Genomic DNA, 26,097 nt, shown 5'->3' on the forward strand with positions numbered 1-26,097 from the left:
GGTTTTTCTATAATCCTTGTACTTTCTAGTTTATTCCTGATGCAAGCCATGGATGTTCGTTTTTTAAGCAGGCAATGAATTCAACAGCGAGTCCTTTAAAATCGCGGCGCAAGCCGGTGCAGCAACGTTCCAAAATGACCCAGACGGCAATTCTGGATGCCTTTGTTCGGCTTTTGGTTGAAAAAGGCTATGCGGGCCTGACGATACGGGATATTGCGCTGGTGGCCGGGGTTGGGCTGGGCACGGTGTATGAATATTTTCCCAGCAAAAAGTCGATTGCGGCGCACTGCATACATCAGCGTTTCAAGGGCGTGGGTGCGCGCATGCGGGCCAGCATAGAAGAAAAGCGTGGGTGCCCATTGCCCGAGATAGCTGCCGAAATACTGGACGGCATGCTGGATATGCATATGGAGAACAGCGAGGAGTGGTCGGCACTGATTTTTCTGGAAAGGCAGATATCCGATCCGCCTGCATATCACGCCCTCTATCAGCATATTGTCGATATCTGGGCTGAAGCATTTCAGGCCAGCAGTGATAATGGGCAATACGTAGGAAAAAGTCCGGATGTCGTGCATGCTGCGGCCTACGGTTTGCTGTACCAGCGTTTGATGAGTTCACCGGCATCGGTGCGTGAAAATGAATTCCGGCAGCAGTTGCGAGCACTGGTATTGGGATATTTGCTTTCATAATCAGGTGCTTACGTCTATCCGCGATCCACTTTTTGCCTTGCTCGCCATACCAGGTGTGCGATGCTCCTCGGCTTTGGTAGGTTTCGCCAGGTGAATAGGGTAAAATCATGGGATGTCATATCAAGTCCTCGCCCGAAAATATCGTCCCAAAAGCTTTGAAACGCTGGTGGGACAGGAGCACGTTGTACGTGCGTTGAGCCACGCTCTGGATCAGCAGCGTCTGCACCATGCCTATCTGTTCACTGGAACACGGGGTGTTGGCAAGACCACTTTATCCCGTATTCTGGCAAAATCCTTCAATTGCCAAGGGGTTGACGGCAATGGCGGCATTACTTCGCAGCCTTGCGGGGTGTGCGAAGCCTGCGTCGCGATTGATGCCGGTCGCTTCGTCGATTACATAGAGATGGATGCTGCATCCAATCGTGGCGTTGACGAAATGGCCCAGTTGCTGGAGCAGGCGGTTTATGCGCCATCCAATGCGCGCTTCAAGGTCTATATGATCGACGAGGTGCACATGCTGACCAACCATGCGTTCAACTCCATGCTGAAAACGCTGGAAGAACCGCCTGAGCATGTGAAATTCATCCTGGCGACGACCGATCCGCAAAAAATCCCGGTGACGGTATTGTCGCGCTGCCTGCAGTTCAACCTGAAGCAGATGCCGCCTGGGCATATTGTCGGCCACCTGGAAAATATCCTGGGCCAGGAGCAGATCGAATTTGAAATGCCGGCTCTGCGTCTGTTGTCGCAAGGCGCGCATGGCTCCATGCGCGATGCCTTGTCGCTGACTGACCAGGCGATTGCCTATGCCGCAGGCAAGGTGACGCTGGAAGCGGTGCAGGGCATGCTGGGTGCACTGGATCAGTCCTATCTGATACGCTTGCTGGATGCGCTGGCAGCCAGGGATGGCAAGGCCTTGCTGGACGTGGCCGACGAAATGGCGACGCGCAGCCTGTCATACAAGGCGGCTTTGCAGGATCTGGGTACTCTGTTGCACCAGATTGCGATTGCTCAGATGGTGCCGTCGGCGGTGGCGGATGAGTTGCCCGAGCGTGAAGATGTGCTGCGCCTGGCGACAGCCTTCGACAAGGAAGAAGTGCAATTGTTTTACCAGATTGCTGTGCATGGCCGTAATGAGCTCGCACTGGCCCCGGATGAATATGCCGGTTTCAGCATGAGCTTGTTGCGCATGCTGGCTTTCCGCCCGGCCGATGGCGGCAATGACTATGTCCAGAATGCTCCAGGCCGCGCGCCTGCAGGCAAGCCGGCTGCTCCTGTTGTGCCTGCCTCGCCGGCGCATGGCGGAGCGGCGCAAAATAGAGTGCCGTCACAAGCCCCGAGTTCTGCGCCCGCGGCAAGCCATGTGGCTCCGGCGGTTCCAGCAACTTCAGCAGCTCCGGCCAGCGCCAGCCTGCAAAAACCGGTCACGCAAAACGTGGCGAGTGCAAGCACTCCAACTGCCGCAGTTCCTGAGACGCCCGCAGCCAAGCCTGCGATGAGTCCGGCAATGGCGGCGCTGGCTGCCGCACGCGCCGGTGTGAACAAGCCGGCTTCCGGCAGTCCGGCACCTAAACCGGCAGCAGAGGCGCCTGCCGCTGCTGCGGCCTTGCCCAGCCCGACTATGCCGGCTGCCGCGCCTGCTCCAGCTGTTCCCGCTGCTCCGGCGGCTCCAATTTCTGCTGCACCTGTTTCCAGGCCAGCTGCAAGCAAGCAGCAAGCTGCGCCTGACGACGATATGCCGCCACCCTGGGATGACGATGCCAGTTTGAGTACTACGCGTCCCACAGGCAGCAGCATTGGTAAAGCCACGGTATCGGCATCCGTTCCCTGGGACGATGTGCAGGATGATCAATTTGGCGAGTCGCTGGCTGCCAGCATGGGCGACTCCTTGCCAAACCATCGTGCGCCAGACTCGTCACGTAGCACCATGCAAGGTGGTGCAGTAGCGGAAGAACTGCTTGCTGAAACCATCGTGGAGGCTGAACCTGCAGTTCAGCTTGCAAACCCGGCACCAGTAGCTGTTGCGCCTGTATTGCTGTCGAGGCCGGCTGCCTTTGTGCCCGTTGCAGAGCTGGGCTGGGACGGCCATTGGCCGAACCTGGCAGCGGCTTTGCCGGTGCGCGGCGTTGCACAGCAATTGGCACAGCAAAGCGAACTGATACTGTGTGAAATCAATGGCAATGCGGTGGTATTCAATTTGCGCGTACCTCTGCCTACGCTGTTGTCGGCGGGTAGTGTTGATAAGCTGATTGCCGCGCTGAGCGAGCGCTTCGATAGAAGCGTGCGGGTGGAAACCCAGATTGGCGCCGTGGAGCAGACCGCCAATGCGCAGGCTATTGCCGAGCGCGCTGCGCGCCAGCAATTAGCAGAAAAATCGATACAAAACGATTCCTTCATACAGACTTTAATGCGAGAATTCGGCGCGACTATCGTGACCGGCAGTATCAAACCTGTATAGTTATTCAAGTAATTGAGTTGCGCAATTGAGTTACGTAAAGAGTTACGCAATTGAGTTAAGTAATTGAGCAAGTAAATAGTGGAGAAATTCTTATGATGAAAAATCAACTCGCCGGCTTGATGAAGCAAGCCCAGGCCATGCAAGACAATATGAAAAAAGCCCAGGATCAACTGGCATTGATCGAAGTTGAAGGTCAATCCGGTGCGGGCCTGGTCAAGGTCGTGATGACTTGCAAGAACGATGTGAAGCGCGTCACGATTGATCCTTCGCTGCTGGGCGACGACAAGGACATGCTGGAAGACCTGGTTGCCGCTGCATTCAATGATGCCGTGCGCAAGGCTGAAGCGACGTCGCAGGAAAAAATGTCGGGACTGACAGCCGGCATGCCTTTGCCTCCCGGCTTTAAAATGCCGTTTTAATTACTGCAGCGCCATCTCTCGAAGACGCGCGCAGCGCAGCCTTGTGCGGCGCCGTCTTTTCAGCTTCACCCCAGGTTATCCCGGCTTATTTCAGCTTTCACTCCAATCTCTATTTTTAGTAAGCGGCCAGTTTTGTGAAACCCCTTAGCAGCCTTGAACAATTAGCCGAAGCTTTGCGCCGCCTGCCGGGTGTCGGGCCCAAGTCGGCCCAGCGCATGGCCTACCACATGCTACAGCATGACCGCGAAGGTGCTGCTATGCTGGGTCGCGCGTTCAATCAGGCGGTCGAAAAAATTCAACATTGCACTTCCTGCAATACCTTCACTGAAAACCCATTGTGCGAAACCTGCATGGATGGCGAGCGCGATGCAACGCTACTGTGTGTAGTGGAAACACCGTCGGATCAGCTGATGATAGAACAGACCTTGACATACAAGGGCTTGTACTTTGTATTGATGGGCCGCCTGTCTCCGCTGGACGGCGTCGGTCCCAAGGATATCCACCTGGAAAAACTGGTCAAGCGCGCTTCCGATGGTGTTGTGGCCGAGGTAGTGCTGGCAACCAACTTCACGAACGAAGGCGAAGCGACGGCGCATTACATCAGCGAGACGATGAAAGCGCGCGGCTTGAAGGTAAGCCGTCTGGCACGCGGCGTGCCCGTGGGCGGGGAGTTGGAGTACGTGGATGCAGGTACGATAGCGCGTGCGATGCTGGACAGGCGCGCCACTTAAAAATTTCCTTCATTTCGTTATATCATCTCTGAAGACTATAAATAGAACAATGGACGAGATGAGTACGCAAGAAAAAACCAAGACCAAAGCGAAAGGCCCTCTGGCCGGCATCAAGGTGCTGGAACTGGGCACGCTGATTGCCGGGCCTTTCTGTTCACGCATGCTGGCAGAGTTTGGCGCCGATGTCATCAAGGTGGAGTCGCCTGATGGCGGCGATCCGCTGCGCCAGTGGCGGGTGCTGAAAGACGGTACTTCCTTGTGGTGGAGCGTACAGGCCAGGAACAAGAAAAGCATCACGCTGAACATGAAAGATGTGCAGGCGCAAGAAATTGCTCGCCGACTGGCGCTGGATGCCGACATCATCATCGAGAATTATCGCCCTGGCGTGCTGGAAAAGTGGAATCTCGGCTACGAACAATTAAAGGCGATCAATCCCGCGACCATCATGGTGCGTTTGTCCGGTTATGGCCAGACCGGGCCCATGAAGGACTTGCCGGGTTTTGGCGCGATAGGCGAATCGATGGGCGGCCTGCGCTATGTATCCGGCCATCCGGACAGGCCACCGGTGCGGGTTGGCATTTCCATCGGCGATTCGGTCGCCGCCTTGCATGGGGTGATAGGGGCAATGATGGCCTTGCGCCACCGCGACGTGAGCGGCGGGCGCTGGAACGGAAAGACAGGCGAAGACTGCGTGGCAGGGCAGGGGCAGATGGTGGACGTGGCCTTGTACGAGTCAGTGTTCAATTTGATGGAATCACTGGTGCCTGAATTCGACCATGCAGGCGTCGTGCGTGAACGCACCGGCGGTGCCTTGCCCGGCATCGTACCCTCCAATACCTATACGACAGGCGACGGCGAGAATATCGTCATTGCAGGCAATGGCGATGCGATCTTCCGCCGCCTGATGCTGGCCATAGGCCGCGACGACATGGCCAATGACCCGGGATTGGCGCGCAATGACGGCCGCGTGCCGCGCACGTTGGAGATAGACCAGGCGATACAGTCCTGGTGCGAGGGCCAGCAGATCGATTCTGCTTTGCAGATATTGAAGGATGCGGATGTGCCGGTGGGTAAAATCTATTCGGTACGCGACATGATGAGCGACCCACAATTCCTGGCCCGCAATATGTTTGAGCAGCATGCGTTTGCAGATGGCACTGCCATCAAATTACCGGCGATCACTCCCAAGCTGTCGGAGACGCCAGGGCAGACTGCATGGATAGGACCTCAACTGGGTGAGCACAATGCAGAGGTCTTGCACAGTCTCGGTTATGATGATGCACAAATAGCGCAGTTTATAAAAAATAAGACAATCTGAATTAGGGACTGTGAACGTGTAAATTGGAACCCATTCGCACTCCTAATTTACATGTTGACAGGCCCTTGGTGGAGACCATATGAACAAGAGTTTTCTGAAGCAGTTTGCGATTGCACTGGTATTGTTTTTGTTGGGGTATTTCACAACCCAGGTACTGTTCGCACAGACCCTGGAAAAGCCCAAGGTATCGATTGCCGTAGGCGGCAAGAATTTGTTCTATTACCTGCCGCTGACAGTGGCTGAGCAACTGGGCTACTTCAAGGATGAAGGCCTGCAAGTGGAGATCAGTGATTTTGCCGGTGGCGCCAAGGCCCTGCAGGCGATGGTGGGCGGCAGCGCGGACGTGGTTTCCGGCGCCTATGAGCATACGATCAATATGCAGGCCAAAGGCCAGCCCATCACCGCGTTTGTGCTGCAGGGCCGGGCGCCGCAGATCGTCATGCTGGCCAGTAACAAGACCTTGCCCAATTATAAAAGCGTGGCCGATCTGAAAGGCAAAAAAATCGGTGTGACCGCGCCGGGTTCTTCCACCAATATGATGGCCAATTTTGTGCTGGCGCGGGCGGGGCTGAAGCCTGCTGATGTGTCGTTTATCGGAGTCGGTGCTGCGGCAGGCGCCTTGTCGGCGATGCGCTCCGGCCAGATTGATGCGATGGCCAATCTGGATCCTGTGATCACGATGCTGGAGCAAAAGAATGAGGTCAAGGTGATCGCCGATACCCGGACATTGAAAGACACAAACAATATTTTCGGCGGCCTGATGCCTGCCGCGACCCTGTATGCACCGGAAGCCTTTATCAAGAAAAATCCTAATACCACGCAGGCGCTGACCAATGCGATGGTGCGCGCATTGAAGTGGCTGCAAAAGGCGGGGCCTTCCGATATCGTGAAAGTCGTGCCTGAATCCTATCTGCTGGGCGACCGCGCGCTGTATCTGGAAGCCTTCATGAAGGTCAGGGAGGCATTGTCGCCGGACGGCACCATCCCGGACTCGGGCGCCAAGACCATGCTGAAAGCCTTGCAGACTTTTGAGCCTGATCTCGCCGGCAAGAATATAGACTTGAATCGCACCTATACCAATGCGTTCGTCGTCAAGGCGAACCAGAAATATAAATAGGCGATGATGCAGACGATGAATCAGGCCGAAACTCCCGCATTATTGTTTGATAATATCAGTTGCACTTTTGTTTCCGCTGAGGACAATAAACAGCGCCATACTGCCGTGGCAGCCACCACTTTATCAATTGCCCCCGGGGAGTTTGTGTCCGTGGTCGGACCTACCGGCTGCGGCAAATCGACCTTGTTGAATATCGGTGCCGGCCTGTTGTCACCGTCCAGCGGCAGCGTGCAGGTATTTGGCCAGCCCCTGCAGGGAATCAACAAGCGTGCCGGCTATATGTTCCAGGCCGAGGCCCTGATGCCCTGGAAGACCGCAATGGAGAATGTGACAGCGGGCCTGAAGTTTAGCGGTGTAGCGCCGGAGCAAGCCGCAGCGGATGGTGAAAGCTGGCTGGCCCGCGTAGGCCTGAAGGGCTTTGGCGACCGTTACCCGCATCAGCTGTCCGGAGGCATGCGCAAGCGTGTCGCGCTGGCGCAGACGCTGATCATGGACCCCGACATCATCTTGATGGATGAGCCTTTTTCTGCGCTGGATATCCAGACCCGGCAGTTAATGGAAAATGAGTTGCTGGAGCTTTGGCAGGCACGGAAAAAGGCTGTCCTGTTCATCACGCATGATCTGGATGAGGCTATCTCGATGTCGGACAGGGTTATCGTCTTGTCTGCCGGACCGGGTACGCATCCCATAGGTGAATTCAAGATAGATCTGGCCCGGCCGCGGGATGTTGCAGAGATTCGCTCTGATCCGCGCTTTGTAGAGTTGCATGCGCAGATATGGGCGGTATTGCGTGAGGAGGTATTGAAGGGCTACCAGCAGCAAAAGACCAAGGCGTGAGCAGTAGGGGAATAGCTGGGGGGCGGAGAGCCGGACCGCAAATGCCGGTCCGGCTTTGATATGATCAGGACAGTGTTTTCAGGTAATCGCGTATGCCAGCCAGCAGCATCTCCACCGACATCGCGGTCAGGATCAGGCCCATCAGGCGCTCAAAGGCGGTCATTGCGCGTTTGCCCAGCACTTGCTGCATGCGCTCGGCACTGAGCAGCACCAGCAGCCAGACTACCGCAACAGCCGTGAGTGCTGCAACGTGAACGGCGACATCCAGCCTGCTGCTGGAGGAGAACAGCAGCACGGTCGCCAGTGCAGAAGGGCCGGCCAGGGCAGGGATGGCCAGCGGAACGATAAACGGCTCATGGTCGCCTTCCACGTCGCCAAAAATACCGCCTTCCTGCGGGAAAACCATGCGTAATGCGATCAGGAACAGGATCACGCCGCCGCCTATGCGCAGCGAGACGTCCGTGAGTTGCAAGGCTGTCAGGAAGTGCTTTCCAAAGAACATGAAAATCAGCAGCAGGATGAAAGCGATCGCGCATTCGCGTACGACCACTCTCCAGCGGCGCTCCGGCGACACATGCGACAATGCGGCGACGAAAATAGGTACGTTGCCGAAGGGATCGGTGACCAGGGTCAAGAGAATGAAAGACTGGAAAAAATCTTGGCTCATGGGGAGTTTTTCTTATTGGGGCGGTCAATTGCGCATCGTAGGGGATTCGACCGTGTCCTTCAAGCAAATTTTGCTTTAGAGTGGCATGTCCATGTTTTATAGCGCCGAATGCGGCTAGTATTGCTACAAAATACGAACAAATGTGTTGGATTTGATAATTGATGTAAAGATGCTATGAATCAAGAAAAAGAGCGCCCGGATACGCCGTGCGTGGCAGTATGTTCCACCACCTTTGATGATGTTTGCCGTGGTTGCGGCCGTACCGTGGCCGAAGTGGCCAATTGGGTATTCATGTCCGCCGAGGAAAAAGAAGTGGTCTGGACACGCATTTTGGCTGAGGGTTATCCGCGCAGGAATAGATGACGAGTACAAACAAAAAATGCATGTGCCGGGACAATTGATGTTTGCAGCAATTCAGATCGCAATTAAATAATAAATACAGCGGAGACCAGCGATGCAGGAAGCTAAAAAGAAATCACGCCGTCGTTTTATCCTGGGCGGCCTCGGCGTTGCCGGCGCACTGATCGTCGGCTGGGGCGTGATGCCGCCGCGCCAGCGGCTGAATGCAGCACATCCATTGCCGGTTGCAGACGGCGAAGTTGCTTTGAATGGCTGGATCAAGATTGCCAGGGACGGCACGGTGATCGTCGCAATGCATAGAAGTGAGATGGGGCAGGGTATTCACACTGCATTGCAGATGCTGGTGGCCGAGGAACTGGATGTGCCCATGCATATGGTCAGGCCGGTACACGCACCGATAGACAAAATTTATGGCAACGTGGCGATGCTGGCCGACGGCTTGCCTTTTCATCCGGAAAATACCGGCGCGGTCAAACGTACCGCGCAATGGCTGACATCCAAAACCGCCAGGGAACTGGGCTTGCAGGTAACCGGCGGCTCTTCCAGCGTGAAAGATGCCTGGGGGCCGATGCGCGAAGCGGGAGCCGCTGCGCGCGCCATGCTGATTGCAGCGGCAGCAAAGGATTGGGGTGTTCCCGCCAGCGAATGCAAGACATCGAATGGCAGTGTCAGCCATGCTAATGGCAAACACGCGGCATATGGCGAGCTGGCGGCGCGGGCCGCGCAGACATCACCGGGTGATATCAGGCTGAAGGACGTCAAGGATTTTACGCTGATAGGCACGCCACAGGCACGTACGGATACGCTCGCCAAGGTCAATGGAGCGGCAACTTTCGGTATCGATGCCCGTCCGCCCGGGCTGGTATTTGCCGCGATCAGGATGAGTCCGGTTTTCGGCGGAAAAATTAAAAATATGGATGCTGCCGCGATCAAATCGCGTCAGGATGTATTGCAGGTGGTTGACGTGAGCAATGAGGTTACCGGCGCGGGCGTCGCGGTGATTGCCAAGTCCTACTGGCAGGCCAGGCAGGCGGTTGAGGCCTTGCCATTGACCTGGGATGAGGGAGAGCATGCCAAGTTGGCGACTGCCGATGTGTTCAAGGAACTGGGCAGCAAGCTGGAGTCCGAGTCTGGCTTTACCTATTACGAAGCCGGCGATATTAAAAACAGCGCAGGCAAGGCGAAAACGATCAGCGCAGAATACCGTGCACCGTTCCTGGCGCATGCCGCAATGGAGCCCATTAACTGTACTGCGCAACTGACTGCAGACGGCAAGTTGCATTTGTGGGTATCTACGCAGGTGCCCAGCATGGCGGTGGATACGGCGGCCAAGACGGCGAAAGTAAAGGCAGAGGATGTCAGCTTGCATATGTGCTATCTCGGTGGCGGCTTTGGCCGCCGGCTGGAAGTGGACATGATTGTGCAGTCGGTGCTGGTGGCGATGCAGGCAAAAGGCGCACCGGTGCAACTGATATGGAGCCGCGAGGAAGATACTACGCACGACGTGTATCGCCCGGCAGCGCTGGCGCGCTTTTCGGCGACGATGGATACCAATGGCAATGTGCTGACTTATGAAAACAAGTCAGCCTCCGGCTCTATCATGCACCAAGTCCTGAAGCGCAGTTTCGGCCTGATGGGTGCCGGCCCCGACAAGACAACGGCCGAGGGCGAATTTGACATGCCCTATGAGTTTGCCAATCAGCGTATTGCACATGTGATCGTGCCGACACCGGTGCCATTGGGATTCTGGCGCTCAGTGGGGCATTCCCATAATGCCTTTTTCAAGGAAAGCTTTATTGATGAGCTGGCTGCCGCAGCAGGCAAGCCGCCGGTAGAGTTCAGGCGTGAGTTGTTGAAAAATCATCCTCGTCATCTGGCTGTGTTGAATGCTGCCGTGGAAAAAGCTGGCCAACCTCAAGCCGGCAGGGCGCATGGGGTGGCCTTGCACCAGTCTTTCGGCACTATTGTTGCCGAAGTGGCTGAAGTATCTGTTCAGGACAATAACATCCAGGTGCACAGGGTTGTTTGCGCTGTGGATTGCGGTATCGCAGTCAATCCCAACATCATTGCGCAGCAAATGGAGTCTGCCGTGATTTTTGGGCTGAGTGCAGCCCTATACGGAGAAGTAACCCTGAAAGACGGCAGGGTGGAGCAGCAGAATTTTCATAATTACCAGGTCGTGCGGATGTCTGAGGCGCCTCTGGTGGAAACGGTGCTGATCAAGAGTGCGGAGCCGCCCGAGGGTATAGGTGAGCCGGGTACGCCGCCCATTGCCCCGGCAGTGGCCAATGCAGTATTTAAGCTGACCGGCAAGCGCCTGCGCAGTTTGCCTCTGCGTCTGGCTTGAACTACTTGTTATGCTACTGACATATACATGGTGTAGTATGCTGAGCGTCGCTAGGGAACTGATTGCAGTCTGGTAACTTTCGGAGCCCGGTATTTAATTGCTTTCGCGATGTGTCCAATGTAAAGCGGTGTAAAAATCGCAAGGAATTTGTGTCAATTTGACAGCATTTGACCTGATTCGTGTTAGGATTTTCGATCGTTAGCGTTGCAATTTTTATCCTTCGTTTTCTATTTGTATTATTTGACTAATTTATGAATTATCAACTTCCAGGCCGCACATTGAACCGTAATCTGCAACGTAGCCAACGGGCATTGCCGGGCCGTAGCCGCGGCTTCACGCTGGTGGAAATCATGGTGGTTGTCGTGATTATCGGCATTATGGCGGCACTGGTCGTGCCCAAGCTGATGGGCCGTACCGATGACGCCCGCATTACCGCCGCCAAGTCTGATATCGCGACACTGATGAATTCGCTGAACCTGTACAAGCTGGATAACAGCCGCTTTCCTACCACGGAGCAGGGTTTGCAGGCGCTGGTGAGCAAACCGACCACTGGCCCTGCCGCCAACGGCTGGAAAGGCTATATCGACAAATTGCCGAAGGACCCTTGGGGTAATCCTTATCAATACCTGTCGCCCGGCATTCGTGCGGAAGTAGAAGTGTTTTCCTATGGCGCCGATGGCCAGCCAGGCGGCACCGGGACAGATGCGGACATAGGTTCGTGGGACTTGTAAACCCGCACCATCAATCGACGGATTATCTGTAGTGACCATTTCGGACAGGCAGCGCGGCTTCACTCTGCTGGAGCTTTTGGTGGTCCTGGTGATCGTCGGCATCATGCTGGGAGTCGTTTCGTTTAATGCATTGCCCAACGGCCGGCAGCGTTTGCAGAATGACGCGCAGAGAATCGCCTTGCTGCTGCAACTGGCACGCGAAGAGGCCATCGTGCGAAATCGTCCTATTGCCTTTGAAGCTGGCCCCAACAGCTATCGCTTCCTGGTGCACGGTGATCAAAGCTGGGAGCCCCTGAGTGATGTCGAGATGCTGCGCCAGCGCGAGTTTGCGTTAAGTCCGGTGCAATTGTTCATAGAGCCGGCCCTGAATATCAACGAGGGAATACTGCGCATCAGCTTTGGCCGCGAACCGGTGGATAAGCCGTTTGCATTGTCGCTGGTGGTTGGCCAGGACAAAGTGGTGATACGGGCGGATGGCGTTGGCCATTTCGTGGTCGAGTAAAATGAAATATCCCATCCTCCCCCTGAAGCGGTTTAGCGCGCAAACGGGTTTTACCTTGCTGGAAGTGCTGGTCGCCCTGGTGATCGTCGGTACTGCGCTGGGAGCAAGCTTGCGCGCAGTCGGCAGCCTGGCACAGAACAGCAATGACCTGCGTGCCGCAATGATGGCGACCTGGTCGGCGGAAAACCGGCTGGCGCAGATACGTCTGGGTAAAGAATGGCCTGCTCTGGGTGACCGTTCGTTTGACTGTTCGCAGGGAGAGTTGAACCTGCTGTGCCAGGAACAGGTACTGCCTACGCCGAATGTCTTGTTCCGCCGGGTAGAAGTATCCGTCGTGGATGCGCAGCATCCGGAGCGGCGCATCGTCAAGCTGACGCAGGTGGTGCCCAATGCCATCTAGCGCTATGAACAAATTTCGGCAAGCCGTGCGATCCCGATCAGGTTTTACGCTGGTGGAGTTGCTGGTGGCCATTACCATCCTGGCGATCGTCGCCGTGCTGGGCTGGCGAGGTCTGGACAGCATTGTCCGCGCACGCGTGGCATTGACCAATTCCATGGAGCAAACCAGGGGCACCCAGATCAGCTTTGCCCAGCTGGAAAACGATAGCGAGCACCTTGCCGGGCCGGATTTGCTGCCCGTCAGGGAAACTTTGCGCGCGGCGCAGCAGCGCCTGACGCTGATACGTACTGTCTATGATGATAACCAGCCCACGCGCTTGCAGGTAGTTGCCTATAAATTGCAGGACGGCGTGCTGAGCCGGCGCGAATCCCTGCCCACCCGTGATCTGAATGTGCTGGACCAGTATTGGCAAAACGCGCTGAACGAAACCGACTCCATGCCGGTGGTAAAGCTGCAGGAAAATATCGCCGCTATCGCCATGCGGACCTGGAATATCGATGAGACCGGCTGGCGTATTGCCGGTACCGATATTCCTGCGCCGGGCGCCAACGGCGGGGCCGTGACATCGCCTCCGAAAAAGGGCCTGGAAGTTTCTTTGCAGTTGCAGGGCCAGGAGCGGCCCATGCTGAAAGTATTTTTGCTGGGGGCCGTGTAATGAATCGTGCGCCTGGATCATCGCATTCCTTTATTGCCGGCCGGCTGCGCCGGCAGCGTGGCGTTGCCGTTGTCACTGCGCTACTGTTGACGACACTCGCCATCACCATTGTTGCCAGCCTGTTCTGGCAGCAGCAGGTGCAGGTACGCTCCATAGAGAACCAGCGCCTGCAATTACAGAAAAAATGGGTGCTGCGCGGTGCCCTTGACTGGGTGAGGCTGATTTTGCGTGAAGACGCCACCCATTCGACCGCAGACTGGCTGGGCGAGCCGTGGGCCGTCAATCTGGAAGAGACCCGTCTGGACCAGTATGTGGAAAATGGGCGCAGCGGCAGCGACGAGACCGATGCAACGCTTTCCGGGCATGTGATTGATGCTCAATCCCGCTTTAACCTGACCAATCTGGCGACCAACGGCCAGGTGAGCCCGCGCGAGACCAAGGTTTTTGCCAAGCTTCTCAGTAACCTGAAGATAGAAACCGGCCTGGCGGATACGGCCGCATCCAGCATAGCGATGTCGCAAGCCAAGGTCGCAGCCGTAGGCGGCAGTTCCGCCAGTGGGGTGGCAGGTCCGGCCAATCCAGCCAGTACGCCGGATCAGACAAAAACCTCGTCGGCAGACGCGATTCCTGAAGTACAATTCCTGCGTTTTGCTCAGCTTGACGATTTACTGTCCGTCGCCGGGTTTACCCCTGTCATGGTGCAAAAATTGCGGGATTATGTGACGGTTTTGCCCCGGGCGACACCGATCAACGTCAACACGACGACGGCAGAAGTCCTGTCGGCCAGGGTCGAGGGCTTGTCAACGACAGATGCCGCCGCGATGATATCCAGCCGTGACAGGGCGCACTATCTGAATCTGGCGGACTTGCGGCAACGTTTTCCCGACAAGCTGAATTCCATCACAGATAGTGATATGTCGACGACGACGAATTATTTTATTGTAAATGGTAAAGTGAAGTTAAACCGCTCCCTGCTCGACTCCAATGCCTTGATAGAGAGGGCGGGTGTGACGACCAGAATTCTTTGGATCAAGGAAAACTGATCCTTTTTTATTGATGCTGCGAGAGAATGCCTGTTTTGCTGCTGATATCGTTCCATGAGCTGCCTTGACAGTTGAAAACAGAAAATAAAATGCTAAGCACACTGTATATATTGCTGCCGTCGAAGACCTTGGCCCATGCGCATGCCGACTGGATGTCGCTTGCCTGTCCGTACGCACTGATATCGAATGAAGGCAAGATTCAGCAGCAAGGCGAGCAATCGCTGAACCAGCTCAGGGACCTGATAGGTAAGGTACGCCAGGTAGCAATGCTGCTGGCGGCCAGCGATGTGACTGTATTGCAGATCAAAGCGCCACCCCTGTCGGCTGCCAGGTTGAAGGCCGCCTTGCCCAATCTGGTGGAAGACCAGCTTGCCAGCGATCCTGCCGGAGCAGTGCTGGTTTCTACTCCTGTACAGAACGGCGCATGCACCGTTGCGGCAACAGACAAGAAATGGATAGAAAACCTCAGTAATACCCTGTTCGGTCTTGGCGCCAAAAAACTCGCCGCGTATGCCAGCCAACTGGGATTTGAGCTGCAGCCGGGAGCAAGTTCTGTCTTCATTGATACGGCGCCGGGCAGCCTGGAGTTTTCCCTGCGGTCTTCGGAATTTGAAGGCTTTGGGCTGACGCTGACACCTGATACGGATGCCCAGGCAATAGTTGAGGTGGTGCAAGCGCTGAAACTATTTGTGCCCGAGGGGAATGCAAGCCTGTATGTGCCGGCTCAGCAACAGTCTGCTTATCAGCAAGCCTGTGAGCACGATGCTGCGCTGGCGCCGCGCGTCACTGTCAGGCAGCTGGGCTGGAGTGCCCGCATTGCCTCGCTGGCTGCCCCTGGTAAATTGTCGCTGGACCTGATGGACGGCGTGACACTGCCGAATGTCGGCAAGCTTGATTGGCGCGCCTGGCGCTGGCCCCTGGCTTTGGCTGGCTTGGTATTGCTGGTAAATATCATCGGTTTGAATACCGAATGGATATCCATGAAGCGCGAGGCCAAGTCCTTGAGCGACTCACTGACACAGTCTTTTCGTGCCAGCTATCCCAAGGAAACCGTATTGCGGCCGCTGGATCAGATGCAGCAGAAAATCAGCCAGTCCCGCAGGTTCGCGGGCCAGTCTACGCCGGATGATTTCATTGTGCTGGCTTCGCAGTTCGCCCAGATATGGGATGGCGGTATCGCCAGCTCTGCCGGCGCCAGCATCGTCTCTGTCGAATACCGGGAGCGCAGCTTGTTCGTCAAGACCAAGGCCCAGGGCATGCTGCCAATAGACCAGATACGTACGGCTCTGGCAGACCGGTCGCTGACGCTGGTATCGTCTGCCGAAGGCGTATTACAGATCAAACCTGCTACTGCCAACGCTAGCAATGCAGCCAACAATCCGGCGAACAGGGGCGGAAAATGAAAATCGATAAATCAGCTTCTGAACAGCAGGGCGGCTTTTTTTCCTTTGCGAAGGAAAGCGTGCTCGCCTACTGGGAACAAAGGGATGCGCGCGAGCGCCGCTTGCTGAGTGCAGCTTTTGTCGTTGTTGTAGTCGCTATCATTTATAGCCTGTTGATCGATCCCGCGCTGTCTGGCCGCGCCGATCTGCAAAAGAAAATTCCGCAATTGCGCCAGCAAGTCGCTGAAATGGCGATATTGAGCCAGCAAAGTGCACAGATGAATACGGCCATGGCAGAAAATATCCCTGCCATTACGCGGGAAATCGTTGATGCTTCCTTGCAGCGCTGGGCAGTCAAACCGCAGACCTTGTCTGTGTCCGATGACGTGGTACGCCTGCAACTGAGCTCCATTGCCTATTCGGGCCTGATGGAATGGTTGCTGGAAATGCAGAAATCCTCGCGCCTGACAGTAGATGATGCGCGCGTCAGCGCTTTGCCGGAGCCGGGCATGGTCAGCGTTACCCTGACTCTGAGGCAGCAAAGAAATGCTTCCTGAGGCTATTCAGGCTGGATTGATACAGCCAATGCTGTACGCCGTGCCGGGCCGATTCTGGAGATGTGCATGAGGCGGCCACTGGTTTGGGTAGTAGCGGCGATTCTGAGTGTATTGCTGACGGTAGCCTGGTTTTTGCCCGCAGCATGGATGTCGGCTCTGGTGGAAAAGCAGACTGCCGGCAGGATAACACTGGGAGATGCGCAGGGGAGTTTTTGGCGTGGTTCGGCTTTTGTCGGCGGGGCAGCGGTGGGCGACGGTCCCGTAACGCCCTTGTTTGCAGGACGCTTTTCGTGGCGAATCTCGCCATTGGTTTTGTTGGGTCAAGTGGATGCAGAGCTGGAAAATCCGGTTGCCTTGTCGCAAACTGTTAAGCTGCAGGGTAGCTGGAGCCAGTGGCAGGTAAGCGCGGCGAACCTGGCTTTGCCGCCGGAGCGCTTGCAGGGTTTGGGCGCGCCATTGAATACAATAGGCCTGTCGGGGCAGTTGAACCTGTCCTGGAATGCCTTGCAATTTGTGCGGCAGGCAGGAAAACTGGATGTGCTCGGTGCCATGCAGCTGGAAATGAAAGATATGGCATCGCGTTTGTCGCCGATCAAGCCTTTGGGCACGTATGCCCTGGGTTTTGACTGGCGCGGACAGACGGCGGATATTACGCTCAAGACGCTGAAGGGACCTATGCTATTGAGCGGCAAGGGGAATTTGCAGGAAGGGCGCTTGCGCTTTTCCGGCAAGGCGGAAGCAGAGGCAGGACAGGAAGACAGGTTGGCAAATTTGTTGAATTTGCTGGGGCAGCGTCGTAAAGACGGCGATAAAGAAGTGATAGCGTTAGAGTTCAAATGAAAAAAAATCGATTGACCACATCCTTGCAGCATTCCCTATACGCTTCACGCATCCAGCGTGCCGTCCACTGGCGCCGCTTGCCTGCCGCAGCAGCATTGACGGTGGCTTGCCTGGCAGGCAGTATACAGTCGGTCTATGCACAGGATCCATCGCAAAATTCTGTTGCGCTGAATTTCGTTGGCGCGGACATCGAATCGGTGGTCAAGGCGATAGGGCATTACACCGGCACGACCTTTATTATTGACCCGCGTGTAAAAGGCCAGCTTACCTTGGTGTCTGAAAAACCTCTGACCAAGGACCAGGCTTTCAAGCTGCTGACGTCAACGCTGCGCTTGCAGGGCTACACCGTGGTGACCGGTGACGGCTATGCCAAAGTAGTGCCTGAAGCTGATGCCAAGTTACAGCCGGGCCCGCTGCAGACTCCAGCCGTCAAGGGCGATCAGATTGCTACGCAGATATTCCGCCTGGATTATGAAACGGCGAACAATGTGGTGACTGTATTGCGGCCGCTGATTTCTCCAAATAATACAATCAACGCCAACCCGGGCAATAACTCGGTTGTGATCACCGATTACGCAGACAACCTGAAGCGCCTGGGCAAGATCATCGCGACACTGGATGTGCCTTCTGTCAGCGATATGGACGTGATCCCCATCAAGCATGCTATCGCCAGCGATATCGCTTCTATGGTGGCCCGCCTGACTGAAAATACCGGTGCGGGACAGGATGCCGGGCGTACGATCCTGCTTGCGGATCCGCGTACCAACTCCATCCTGATCAAGGCGCCGTCGATGGCGCGCGCCGGCTTGATCAAGACAGTAATCAACAAGCTGGATCAGCCTACGGCATTGCCGGGCAATGTGCATGTCGTGTACCTGAAAAATGCCGAGGCGGTAAAACTGGCGCAGACCCTGCGCTCCATCGTGACTCAGGACAGCTCCCTGCCTTCCAGCGGCGGATCATCCAATACATCGAATTCCTCCTCGCTGTCTTCCAGCGGCACGTCCTCGACAAGCTCCACCTCTAGCGGATTGAATAGCACCAGCGGCTCTTCAGTGCCATCCTCCACATCGGGCAGTAGCGGCAGCAGCGCCTTGTCTTCAGGCGGTGCAGGGGGATTCATACAGGCAGATGCCGCGACCAATACCCTGGTGATTACCGCCAGCGAAGCAGTCTATCGCAACCTGCGTGGCGTGATTGATCAACTGGATGCACGCCGTGCGCAGGTATATATTGAAACTCTGATCGTTGAAGTCACTGCCAACAAGACCAATGAATTCGGCGTGCAATGGCTGGCGCTGACAGGCGATGCCAACAGTAATTATCGCGTTGGCGGCGGCACTTCGTTCTCGACCGGCGGCAATAATCTGGTGCAACTGGCCGCTGGCGGCAAAACTGCTGCAAGCTCGATCAACAATGGTTTGACCGTGGGTCTGTTCCGCCAGATCGGCGGGCAGTTGGGCCTGGGCGCGTTGGCGCATGCACTGGAAAGCCAGGGCGGCACCAATGTTTTGTCCATCCCGACCTTGCTGACGCTGGACAATGAAGAGGCGAAAATCATCGTCGGCCAGAACGTGCCTTTCATTACCGGCCAGTTCACCACATCGGCGGCAACAGGCAGCGCTGGCGTCAATCCTTTCCAGACCATAGAACGCAAGGATGTCGGTATCAAGTTGCGCGTCCGTCCGCAGATTTCCGAGGGCGGCACGGTCAAGTTGAATATCTTCCAGGAAGTGTCCAACGTGGATAGCTCGACCAACCCTGCCGGCATCATTACCAATCAGCGTTCGATAGAAACCAATGTGCTGGCGGAAGACGGTGACATCATCGCGCTGGGCGGTCTGATCGATGACAAGGCCACCGATACCAATGAGAAGGTACCCCTGCTGGGCGATATTCCTTTCCTCGGCAATTTGTTCAAGTATCAAACCGGTACCCGCACCAAGACCAATCTGATGGTATTTTTGCGCCCTACCGTGCTGCGCAGTGCCGAGCAGGGTGCCAATGTTTCTGTGGATCGCTACGATTACATGAAGACCCAGATTGCCCCGTCGAAAGAAGGTTCAGAGACGCCTTTGTTCCCGAATGTGGAAAAGGGCAAGCTGATGGTGACGCCGTTGACGATACCGGCCGATCCTAAAGATAAACCTGCAATAACAGTACCGGCACCGGTGCCGGAAAACAAGCAATGATCGATAACCGTTTATTGTCCTACGGCTTTGCCCGCGATTTTTCCATCCTGGCGAGCCGCGACACGAGCAATAGCACTGCTCAGGTAGAGCTGGCGGTTTCTGCCGAGACCAAGCCGACTGCGATCGCTGAGGTAGGCCGGCGTTTTGGCAAGGTCAAGCTGAATGTAATGCCGCACCAGGAATTGCTGCAAGCGATCGCCAGGGCTTATGCTGGGTCGGGTGGCGATGCCGCGGATGTCGTCGGCGAAGTAGAGTCCGACATGGATCTGGCCAAGCTGATGCTGGACATGCCTGCGGTAGAGGACTTGCTGGAATCGGCCGACGATGCGCCAGTGATCCGCATGATCAATGCCTTGCTGACACAGGCATTGAGGGAAGGTGCTTCGGATATTCATATTGAACCGTTTGAACAGATATCGATAGTGCGTTTCCGCGTGGACGGTTCTCTGCGCGATATCGTGCGCCCGAAAAAAGCGGTGCATGCATCGCTGATCTCGCGTATCAAGATCATGGCGCAACTGGATATTGCGGAAAAACGCTTGCCGCAAGACGGCAGGATTACGCTGCGCATAGGCGGCAGGCCGGTGGACGTGCGGGTATCTACCTTGCCTACCGGCCATGGCGAACGTGCCGTATTGCGTTTGCTCGACAAGGAAGCGGGGCGCATGGACCTGAGCAGCCTGGGCATGAGCGATCAGGTACTGCCGCAGTTTGACAAATTGATTGCGCAGCCGCACGGCATCGTGCTGGTGACGGGGCCGACCGGGTCAGGCAAAACCACGACGCTGTATGCCGCCTTATCGCGCGTCAATGCCGGCACGACCAATATCCTGACAGTAGAAGATCCTATCGAGTATGAGTTGGCAGGCGTGGGCCAGACACAGGTTAACCCGCGCATAGACATGACCTTCGCCAAGGCCTTGCGCGCTATCTTGCGGCAAGATCCCGATGTCATCATGATCGGTGAGATCCGTGACTTGGAAACGGCGCAGATTGCCGTGCAGGCTTCGCTGACGGGGCACTTGGTACTGGCAACCTTGCATACCAACGATGCTGCCGCTGCGGTTACGCGCTTGCTGGACATGGGCATTGAGCCTTTCCTGTTGTCTTCTTCCTTGCTGGGCGTAGTTGCACAAAGGCTGGTCAGGAAATTGTGTTCCCATTGCAAGCGCTTTGACGGCCAGGCCTGGCATGCGGTCGGGTGCGAACATTGCGGACAGACCGGTTACCAGGGGCGGGTCGGCGTGTATGAATTATTACTGACTACCGACGAGATTCGCGCACAGATTCACCATCAGGCGGCAGAGGCGGAAATCCGCGCGGCCGCGCAGAAGGACGGTATGGCGACCATGCGCGAAGACGGCGAGCGCTGGCTCAAGGCTGGTATCACCACGCCCGAAGAACTGCTGCGCGTGACGAAAGAATAGAGAACCGTGCCCGCATTTCGATACGAAGCCGTTGACGACCGCGGCCAGACAAAAAAAGGCGTCCTGACCGCCGATAGTGCGCGTGCCGCGCGCGGCGATTTGCGCTCGCAAGGTTTGCTGCCTATTACCGTGGAATTGATCACGACGCAGTTGGACAGTGAAGGCAAGCGTAAGCGCAGCGTATTTGCAGAACATCTGTCTACAGTGGAGCTGGCTTTGTTCACGCGCCAATTGGCCAGCTTGCTGGAGGCCGGCTTGCCGCTGGAGCAGGCACTGTCAGCCTTGCTGGACCAGGCGGAGCGGCCGTATATCCGCGACCTGATTGCATCGATACGCTCTGAAGTGAACGCAGGCTCGTCATTGTCGGACGCGTTGAAACAGCATCCGAATGACTTTGCCGACATCTACCTGGGCCTGGTGGCTTCCGGCGAGCAGATAGGCCATTTATCGCGGGTATTGTCGCGCCTTGCCGACTACATAGAGCGCCGCAATGCGCTGGTGCAAAAGGTCAAGCTGGCGTTTACCTATCCGGCCATCGTTACCGTTGTTGCGTTCGCGATTGTGATTTTCCTGCTGACCTATGTTGTGCCGCAGATCGTCTCCGTGTTCGCCAATACCAAGCAGAAGCTGCCTTTCCTGACTGTGGCGATGCTGGCCATTTCGGATTTTGTGCGCAGCTACGGATTGATCGTTGCCTCTGCAGTAGTTGCCGCCTTTTTCGGCTGGCGCTCGGCATTGAAGAACGAGGCGATCAAATTGCGCTGGCATACCTGGCTGCTTAACGCACCTTTGTATGGCAAGTTTGAACGCAGCCTGAACACGGCACGTTTTGCCAGCACGCTGGCCATCACGACAGGGTCGGGCGTGCCTATCCTGCGTGCGTTGCAGACCAGCCGCGAAACCCTGGCTAATGTGGCGATGCGACTGCAGGTGGAAGAGGCCACAGCGAGTGTGCGCGAGGGCGTAAGCCTGGCGCGAGCCCTGTCTTCGCACAAGCACTTTCCACCCATGCTGATCCATATGATCAGGGCCGGCGAGGTGACAGGGGAATTGCCGGCGATGCTGGAGCGCGCTTCCAATGCGCAAGAGCAAGACCTGGAAAGGCGCGCACTGACGATGGCAGGCTTGCTGGAGCCAGTACTAATCCTGGCCATGGGGGTGGTTGTCTTGCTGATCGTGCTGGCGGTGCTGATGCCGATTATCGAAATCAACCAGCTTGTCCGTTAATGTTAATGCGGCACTTGGGTGATGCAAACTACACTGCAGTGTGATGAATAGAAGTATAAAAAATATGCAAGGATTGAAATGAAGCGCCTGCCTTTGTATGCGAGTTTTGCCGTATTTATCTTGCTGTGCGTGTCGCTCAGCTACTGGGGGCTGCGCATGTTCAGGCCGGTTGTGAGGCCGCTTGCCGTGCCTGCTGCCGCGCCTGTTTTTGAACCGGCCCCAGGCCAGTGGGGAGGCCTGTTTGGTGCTTCCCAAGTTGCGCAGGCGGCCAGCAATTATCAGTTGAAAGGCGTTGTGGTCGCAAAACGGCCGCAGGAAAGCGTCGCTATCATCGGGGTCAACGGCCAGGCTACGCTGGCAGTTGCCGTCAATAGTGAGCTGTCGCCTGGGATCAAGGTGACAGAAGTGCATGACGGTTACATCATCCTGTCGGAGGGCGGTGTGAACAAGCGGGTAGACCTGCCTGCCTCCAAATCTTCATCGGCCATTCTCTCACCCGTTACCCCCAATGCACCCTCGGCACCCTCGGCACCGTTGTCACCCCCGCCGCCACCGAGCCTGAGCCGGAATGGACCTCCGCCCATGTCAGTAATCCCGGCGGCATCCTTGCCCGCAGTGATGCCGGGTGCGCCTACACAATAGTGTCGGAACGTATAGAGATAGCATGAATAGTTTTGATTTTCCCCCAGCAGTACAGCAGTCGCTGAAGCTGGTAGACCCATCCTGGTTGCCCAGCATACAGTCAGGCCTTGCCGCTATGCAGGCGGCTGATCCAGCGTATCTGCAAACTCTTTCCAATGGCGCATTCCTGCCGACTCAGGACCGGCTGTTTGCTGCCTTCAGCATGCCCATGTCCAAGGTCAGGCATGTATTGATTGGTGAGGGACCGTATCCGCGTGAAGAGAGTGCAACAGGTGTTTGCTTCATGGATGGCGCGGTACGCGAATTATGGTCGCAGGAAGTAGATGGCGGCTTGTCCAAGAAAGTAAATCGCGCGACGTCATTGCGTAATTTCATGAAGATGCTGTTGGTGGCAGATGGCAAGCTGAGCATGGAAAATACGGCAGGAACTGCGATGGCGGAAGTTTCCAGGCAGGCCCGCCAGCCCGCTTCCGGCATGATACAAACGCTGCCGGAACTGCAGCACAATTTGGAGCGCCACGGCTTCCTGCTATTGAATGCCTCGCTGGTGTTTAGGTCTGATGTCGCGCCGGTCAAGGATGCCAAGGCATGGCTGCCATTTTTGCGTGTCGTACTGCAAGCTCTCCATGATTTTCACGTTCAGCATGGCACGCTGCCGCAACTGGTTTTGTGGGGGAAAATTGCCGAGCAGTTGAAGCTGGTCGAAGTGAGCAAGTCTTTCCCGCAGATTGTTGCCGAGCACCCATACAATCTTTCCTTCATTGCGAATCAAGGCATGCAGTCGTTCTTCGGCCCCATGCAATTGCTCAGCAAAGCCTGATACCCATTCTTTGACTTTTCTTCAGCGTGGGCAATGCCCAGCCCGCGCCTCTTTCCTGCATGCCCGCTGCTAGTGCATTGTTGCCATTGCATTGATCCTCCAAAAGGTTCAGGACGGATCAGTGTTGGTTGAAAATTTCTTTAAAAACAACACAATATGGGTTAAATCCTCAAGCCTTGTTCTTAATACACGCGTTCACCATTAAATATACGCGTTTAACATTAATTTACAGCTTTATTGCAAATTAGCACTAGGTATTAATATTGCTTTGGATAATAATTGTCATACGGAAATTATTTTGCGTGAACTCAAGCAATGAGTTTGTTCTGATGAGTTAAGACAACAAGCATCAGTTGAAAACATGATAGCTATTTTTGGTCCAAACCATGTTAAAGAAAATTGATGTTAAGCAGTTACGCGTGGGCATGTTCATCCACGAATTGGATAGCTCCTGGATCGATACGCCGTTTTGGCAAAAGTCTTTCATGGTGGCCGATAGTGCTACGCTGTCTGCGGTATTAAAAACGAACATTCGTAACGCCACGATAGACACGGATAAAGGCTTGGATGTTTTGGCTGAGCTTGCTCCCAGTGCTGCCCCTGAAGCTAAAACACCCGCGCTCGTAGTGCGTACGCCGGTTCGCAAACCGGAAACGGTATCCATGCACGATGAGTTGGGCAGGGCTGCCATCATCGTCAACAAGTCGCGCGACGCGGTCTTCTCCATGTTTAGCGAAGCTAGGATGGGACGTGCTGTCGACGTCAAGGATGCGATGCCCTTGGTGGAGGAAATTACCGCTTCGGTCTTCCGCAACCAGGATGCTTTGATCGGCCTTGCGCGTCTGAAGAGCAAGGACGACTATACCTATATGCATTCGGTCGCCGTCTGTGCGTTGATGGTAGCGCTGGCCAAGCAGTTGAATCTGAGCGATCAAGAGACGCGCGACGCAGGTCTGGCGGGTTTACTGCACGACATAGGCAAGATGGCCATCTCTGCAAATATCCTGAGCAAGCCCGGCAAGCTGACCGATGCCGAGTTCATGTCAGTGAAGGGGCATCCTGAGGCGGGTTACAAGATCCTGCTGGAAGGAAAAGGCGTCAGCGAAGCTGCGCTGGACGTCTGCCTGCATCACCATGAAAAAATGGATGGCACCGGTTATCCGCACGGTCTCGCTGGAGACCAGATCAGCTTGCTGGCGCGCATGGGCGCAGTCTGCGATGTGTATGATGCGATTACTTCTGACAGGCCTTACAAGCAGGGCTGGTGTCCCGCCGATTCTTTGCGCAAGATGGCGGAGTGGAGCAAGAACAAGCATTTTGATGAAAAAGTATTCCAGGCGTTTGTCAAAAGCATAGGCATCTATCCCAGCGGCACATTGGTGCGGATGGAATCCGGACGCCTTGGCGTTGTCGTTGAGCAGCAGGTAGGGAAATCCCTGCTGTTGCCCAAAGTGCGAGTCTTCTTTTCCAGCAAATCCCAGACTTATATTACTCCGCTGTTGCTGGATCTCGCGGGTGCCGGCTTGCAAGACAAGATCGTCGCCAGGGAAGATGTCGCCAAGTGGGGCTTCAAGGACATCACCCGTTTTTGGCTGGGGGAGGCTGCAGCGCTCGTACATTAAAAAAACCGCCGCATCGGCAAGATGCAGCGGTTTTTTTATCTGCGCCTGTACGCCAAATCGGCTTATTTTTCCGGCTGTATGACTACCTTGCCGGTAACCTTGCGCGCCGCAATATCGTTCAGCGCAGTGGCGGTGTCTGCCAGCGCATAGCGTCCTGAGATGTGCGGACGTATCTTTCCTTCCGCCAGCCAGCCCATCATTTCGCGCATAGCAGCGAGGTTTGCTTTCGGTTCGCGCTTGGCAAACTCACCCCAGAATACGCCGACCAGTGAAGCACCTTTCAGCAATGTCAGGTTCAAAGGCAGTTTGGGAATTTCGCCATTGGCAAAGCCGACTACCAGATAGCGTCCGCGCCAGCCTATGGAACGGAAAGCAGGCTCGGCATAGATGCCGCCCACAGGATCGTAGATAACATCCGGCCCTTTGCCGTCAGTTGCCGCCTTGATCGCTTCGCGCAAATCGCCGGTGCTGTAATTGATTGTTACGTCTGCGCCATGCTCTTTGCAAATAGCCAGTTTTTCATCGGAAGAGGCCGCGGCAATCACGCGTGCGCCAAGAGCTTTGCCTATTTCTATCGCTGCCAGGCCCACACCGCCTGCGGCACCCAGCACCAGCATGGTTTCTCCCGCCTTCAACTGCGCGCGATCAACCACAGCGTGATGCGATGTGCCATAGGTGAGCGTAATTGCTGCGGCTGTATCGAAATCCATGCCTGGAGGTATAGGCATGATGGCTTGCGCAGGCACCACCACCTGCTGCGCAAAAGCACCGTGACCGATAAAGGCGATCACTTTGTCGCCGACCTTGGCGTTGCTGACGCCTTCGCCCACAGCGCGCACGACACCGGATAGTTCACTGCCTGGTGTAAACGGCAATTCAGGCTTGAACTGATATTTATTCTGGATGATCAGCACGTCAGGGAAGTTCACCCCTGCAGCTTTGACGTCTATTGCCACCTGGCCGGGGCCTGGCGTCACGTCTGGCAAGTCTTCCACTACCAGTGTGTCCGGCAATCCCCAGGCTTTGCAAACTATTGCTTTCATGCGCTTGTCTCCTTTTTAAAATAGTACGGTCGTTTGTTTTTAACGATTATGCCTTAAAAAAATAATTGCTG

At 55.7% G+C, this 26,097-nt stretch carries 25 protein-coding genes; 23 read left to right on the forward strand and 2 right to left on the reverse strand.

Features of this window, described 5'->3' with window-relative positions; genetic code table 11:
• Window positions 1–134: 134 nt before the first annotated feature.
• From IEW12_RS21880 to IEW12_RS21910, 7 genes are all read left to right on the forward strand, one after another.
• Window positions 135–689, forward strand: coding sequence for a TetR/AcrR family transcriptional regulator (locus IEW12_RS21880; RefSeq protein WP_188568243.1), 555 nt, complete (start codon window positions 135–137; stop codon window positions 687–689).
• Window positions 690–801: 112 nt separating this feature from the next.
• The gene (locus IEW12_RS21885) at window positions 802–3,147 is read left to right on the forward strand and encodes a DNA polymerase III subunit gamma/tau (protein WP_188568244.1); all 2,346 of its coding nucleotides are present in this window, start codon (window positions 802–804) and stop codon (window positions 3,145–3,147) included.
• 92 nt (window positions 3,148–3,239) lie between these two features.
• A complete protein-coding gene (locus IEW12_RS21890; RefSeq protein WP_188568245.1) occupies window positions 3,240–3,566 on the forward strand; it encodes a YbaB/EbfC family nucleoid-associated protein in 327 nt (108 codons plus the stop codon).
• A gap of 134 nt (window positions 3,567–3,700) precedes the next feature.
• Window positions 3,701–4,297 (forward strand): recombination mediator RecR, encoded by a 597-nt coding sequence (recR, locus tag IEW12_RS21895; RefSeq protein ID WP_188568246.1) that lies wholly within the window; start codon window positions 3,701–3,703, stop codon window positions 4,295–4,297.
• 58 nt (window positions 4,298–4,355) lie between these two features.
• On the forward strand, window positions 4,356–5,615 hold the full coding sequence (locus IEW12_RS21900; RefSeq protein WP_188568247.1) for a CaiB/BaiF CoA transferase family protein: 1,260 nt from the start codon (window positions 4,356–4,358) through the stop codon (window positions 5,613–5,615).
• A gap of 79 nt (window positions 5,616–5,694) precedes the next feature.
• Window positions 5,695–6,732, forward strand: a complete 1,038-nt coding sequence (locus tag IEW12_RS21905) for an ABC transporter substrate-binding protein (RefSeq protein ID WP_188568248.1) — start codon at window positions 5,695–5,697, stop codon at window positions 6,730–6,732.
• Between the two features lie 15 nt (window positions 6,733–6,747).
• Window positions 6,748–7,569, forward strand: coding sequence for an ABC transporter ATP-binding protein (locus IEW12_RS21910; RefSeq protein ID WP_229751272.1), 822 nt, complete (start codon window positions 6,748–6,750; stop codon window positions 7,567–7,569).
• Window positions 7,570–7,633: 64 nt separating this feature from the next.
• Here the strand turns inward: IEW12_RS21910 and IEW12_RS21915 are convergent, their stop codons facing one another.
• On the reverse strand, window positions 7,634–8,236 hold the full coding sequence (locus tag IEW12_RS21915; protein WP_188568249.1) for a MarC family protein: 603 nt from the start codon (window positions 8,234–8,236) through the stop codon (window positions 7,634–7,636).
• Window positions 8,237–8,410: 174 nt separating this feature from the next.
• Here IEW12_RS21915 and IEW12_RS21920 point away from each other — a divergent pair, with 174 nt between their 5' ends.
• The 16 genes from IEW12_RS21920 (at window position 8,411) to IEW12_RS21995 (ending at window position 24,983) form a co-directional block, all read left to right on the forward strand.
• Window positions 8,411–8,599, forward strand: a complete 189-nt coding sequence (locus IEW12_RS21920) for a DUF1289 domain-containing protein (RefSeq protein ID WP_188568250.1) — start codon at window positions 8,411–8,413, stop codon at window positions 8,597–8,599.
• A gap of 91 nt (window positions 8,600–8,690) precedes the next feature.
• Complete coding sequence (locus IEW12_RS21925) at window positions 8,691–10,943, forward strand: xanthine dehydrogenase family protein molybdopterin-binding subunit (protein ID WP_188568251.1); 2,253 nt, start codon at window positions 8,691–8,693, stop codon at window positions 10,941–10,943.
• Between the two features lie 251 nt (window positions 10,944–11,194).
• Window positions 11,195–11,674 carry a type II secretion system major pseudopilin GspG gene (gspG, locus tag IEW12_RS21930; RefSeq protein WP_188568252.1) on the forward strand — a complete coding sequence of 160 codons (480 nt, stop codon included), beginning with the start codon at window positions 11,195–11,197 and terminating at the stop codon, window positions 11,672–11,674.
• Window positions 11,675–11,705: 31 nt separating this feature from the next.
• Entirely contained in the window at window positions 11,706–12,176 is a 471-nt protein-coding gene (locus IEW12_RS21935; protein WP_229751273.1) for a GspH/FimT family pseudopilin, read from the forward strand.
• Window position 12,177: 1 nt separating this feature from the next.
• On the forward strand, window positions 12,178–12,576 hold the full coding sequence (gene gspI / locus IEW12_RS21940; RefSeq protein WP_188568253.1) for a type II secretion system minor pseudopilin GspI: 399 nt from the start codon (window positions 12,178–12,180) through the stop codon (window positions 12,574–12,576).
• 25 nt (window positions 12,577–12,601) lie between these two features.
• On the forward strand, window positions 12,602–13,231 hold the full coding sequence (locus tag IEW12_RS21945) for a PulJ/GspJ family protein (RefSeq protein ID WP_229751274.1): 630 nt from the start codon (window positions 12,602–12,604) through the stop codon (window positions 13,229–13,231).
• Window positions 13,231–14,274, forward strand: coding sequence for a type II secretion system minor pseudopilin GspK (gene gspK / locus IEW12_RS21950; RefSeq protein WP_188568254.1), 1,044 nt, complete (start codon window positions 13,231–13,233; stop codon window positions 14,272–14,274). The genes IEW12_RS21945 and gspK overlap by 1 nt, the downstream gene beginning before the upstream one ends.
• An 89-nt stretch (window positions 14,275–14,363) precedes the next feature.
• Window positions 14,364–15,677 (forward strand): type II secretion system protein GspL, encoded by a 1,314-nt coding sequence (gspL, locus tag IEW12_RS21955; protein ID WP_188568255.1) that lies wholly within the window; start codon window positions 14,364–14,366, stop codon window positions 15,675–15,677.
• Complete coding sequence (locus IEW12_RS21960; RefSeq protein WP_188568256.1) at window positions 15,674–16,213, forward strand: type II secretion system protein M; 540 nt, start codon at window positions 15,674–15,676, stop codon at window positions 16,211–16,213. The genes gspL and IEW12_RS21960 overlap by 4 nt, the downstream gene beginning before the upstream one ends.
• 66 nt (window positions 16,214–16,279) lie before the next feature.
• Entirely contained in the window at window positions 16,280–17,053 is a 774-nt protein-coding gene (gene gspN, locus IEW12_RS21965) for a type II secretion system protein N (RefSeq protein ID WP_188568257.1), read from the forward strand.
• Entirely contained in the window at window positions 17,050–19,245 is a 2,196-nt protein-coding gene (gene gspD / locus IEW12_RS21970; RefSeq protein WP_188568258.1) for a type II secretion system secretin GspD, read from the forward strand. The genes gspN and gspD overlap by 4 nt, the downstream gene beginning before the upstream one ends.
• A complete protein-coding gene (gene gspE, locus IEW12_RS21975) occupies window positions 19,242–20,672 on the forward strand; it encodes a type II secretion system ATPase GspE (RefSeq protein ID WP_188568259.1) in 1,431 nt (476 codons plus the stop codon). The genes gspD and gspE overlap by 4 nt, the downstream gene beginning before the upstream one ends.
• Window positions 20,673–20,678: 6 nt before the next feature.
• On the forward strand, window positions 20,679–21,899 hold the full coding sequence (gspF, locus tag IEW12_RS21980) for a type II secretion system inner membrane protein GspF (RefSeq protein ID WP_188568260.1): 1,221 nt from the start codon (window positions 20,679–20,681) through the stop codon (window positions 21,897–21,899).
• A gap of 78 nt (window positions 21,900–21,977) precedes the next feature.
• On the forward strand, window positions 21,978–22,541 hold the full coding sequence (locus IEW12_RS21985) for a type II secretion system protein N (protein ID WP_188568261.1): 564 nt from the start codon (window positions 21,978–21,980) through the stop codon (window positions 22,539–22,541).
• A 22-nt stretch (window positions 22,542–22,563) separates the two neighbouring features.
• Entirely contained in the window at window positions 22,564–23,361 is a 798-nt protein-coding gene (locus tag IEW12_RS21990; RefSeq protein ID WP_188568262.1) for a uracil-DNA glycosylase family protein, read from the forward strand.
• Window positions 23,362–23,747: 386 nt separating this feature from the next.
• Window positions 23,748–24,983: a cyclic di-GMP phosphodiesterase gene (locus IEW12_RS21995; protein WP_188568263.1), complete on the forward strand. Its 1,236-nt coding sequence runs from the start codon at window positions 23,748–23,750 to the stop codon at window positions 24,981–24,983.
• Window positions 24,984–25,045: 62 nt separating this feature from the next.
• Here the strand turns inward: IEW12_RS21995 and IEW12_RS22000 are convergent, their stop codons facing one another.
• Window positions 25,046–26,026 (reverse strand): NADPH:quinone oxidoreductase family protein, encoded by a 981-nt coding sequence (locus IEW12_RS22000; RefSeq protein WP_188568264.1) that lies wholly within the window; start codon window positions 26,024–26,026, stop codon window positions 25,046–25,048.
• Window positions 26,027–26,097 lie beyond the last annotated feature (71 nt).

Origin of the sequence: Parundibacterium terreum (assembly GCF_014636315.1) — a bacterium.
Taxonomy (GTDB): Bacteria; Pseudomonadota; Gammaproteobacteria; order Burkholderiales; family Burkholderiaceae_D; genus Undibacterium; species Undibacterium terreum.

Bases quoted from the DNA above. Each gene is read 5' to 3' on its own strand.
- IEW12_RS21880 (WP_188568243.1), top strand. From the start codon at position 135: ATGACCCAGACGGCAATTCTGGATGCCTTTGTTCGGCTTTTGGTTGAA.
- IEW12_RS21885 (WP_188568244.1), top strand. From the start codon at position 802: ATGTCATATCAAGTCCTCGCCCGAAAATATCGTCCCAAAAGCTTTGAA.
- IEW12_RS21890 (WP_188568245.1), top strand. From the start codon at position 3,240: ATGATGAAAAATCAACTCGCCGGCTTGATGAAGCAAGCCCAGGCCATG.
- IEW12_RS21900 (WP_188568247.1), top strand. From the start codon at position 4,356: ATGAGTACGCAAGAAAAAACCAAGACCAAAGCGAAAGGCCCTCTGGCC.
- IEW12_RS21905 (WP_188568248.1), top strand. From the start codon at position 5,695: ATGAACAAGAGTTTTCTGAAGCAGTTTGCGATTGCACTGGTATTGTTT.
- IEW12_RS21910 (WP_229751272.1), top strand. From the start codon at position 6,748: ATGAATCAGGCCGAAACTCCCGCATTATTGTTTGATAATATCAGTTGC.
- IEW12_RS21915 (WP_188568249.1), bottom strand. From the start codon at position 8,236: ATGAGCCAAGATTTTTTCCAGTCTTTCATTCTCTTGACCCTGGTCACC.
- IEW12_RS21920 (WP_188568250.1), top strand. From the start codon at position 8,411: ATGAATCAAGAAAAAGAGCGCCCGGATACGCCGTGCGTGGCAGTATGT.
- IEW12_RS21925 (WP_188568251.1), top strand. From the start codon at position 8,691: ATGCAGGAAGCTAAAAAGAAATCACGCCGTCGTTTTATCCTGGGCGGC.
- gspG (WP_188568252.1), top strand. From the start codon at position 11,195: ATGAATTATCAACTTCCAGGCCGCACATTGAACCGTAATCTGCAACGT.
- gspI (WP_188568253.1), top strand. From the start codon at position 12,178: ATGAAATATCCCATCCTCCCCCTGAAGCGGTTTAGCGCGCAAACGGGT.
- gspK (WP_188568254.1), top strand. From the start codon at position 13,231: ATGAATCGTGCGCCTGGATCATCGCATTCCTTTATTGCCGGCCGGCTG.
- gspL (WP_188568255.1), top strand. From the start codon at position 14,364: ATGCTAAGCACACTGTATATATTGCTGCCGTCGAAGACCTTGGCCCAT.
- IEW12_RS21960 (WP_188568256.1), top strand. From the start codon at position 15,674: ATGAAAATCGATAAATCAGCTTCTGAACAGCAGGGCGGCTTTTTTTCC.
- gspN (WP_188568257.1), top strand. From the start codon at position 16,280: ATGAGGCGGCCACTGGTTTGGGTAGTAGCGGCGATTCTGAGTGTATTG.
- gspD (WP_188568258.1), top strand. From the start codon at position 17,050: ATGAAAAAAAATCGATTGACCACATCCTTGCAGCATTCCCTATACGCT.
- gspE (WP_188568259.1), top strand. From the start codon at position 19,242: ATGATCGATAACCGTTTATTGTCCTACGGCTTTGCCCGCGATTTTTCC.
- IEW12_RS21985 (WP_188568261.1), top strand. From the start codon at position 21,978: ATGAAGCGCCTGCCTTTGTATGCGAGTTTTGCCGTATTTATCTTGCTG.
- IEW12_RS21990 (WP_188568262.1), top strand. From the start codon at position 22,564: ATGAATAGTTTTGATTTTCCCCCAGCAGTACAGCAGTCGCTGAAGCTG.
- IEW12_RS21995 (WP_188568263.1), top strand. From the start codon at position 23,748: ATGTTAAAGAAAATTGATGTTAAGCAGTTACGCGTGGGCATGTTCATC.
- IEW12_RS22000 (WP_188568264.1), bottom strand. From the start codon at position 26,026: ATGAAAGCAATAGTTTGCAAAGCCTGGGGATTGCCGGACACACTGGTA.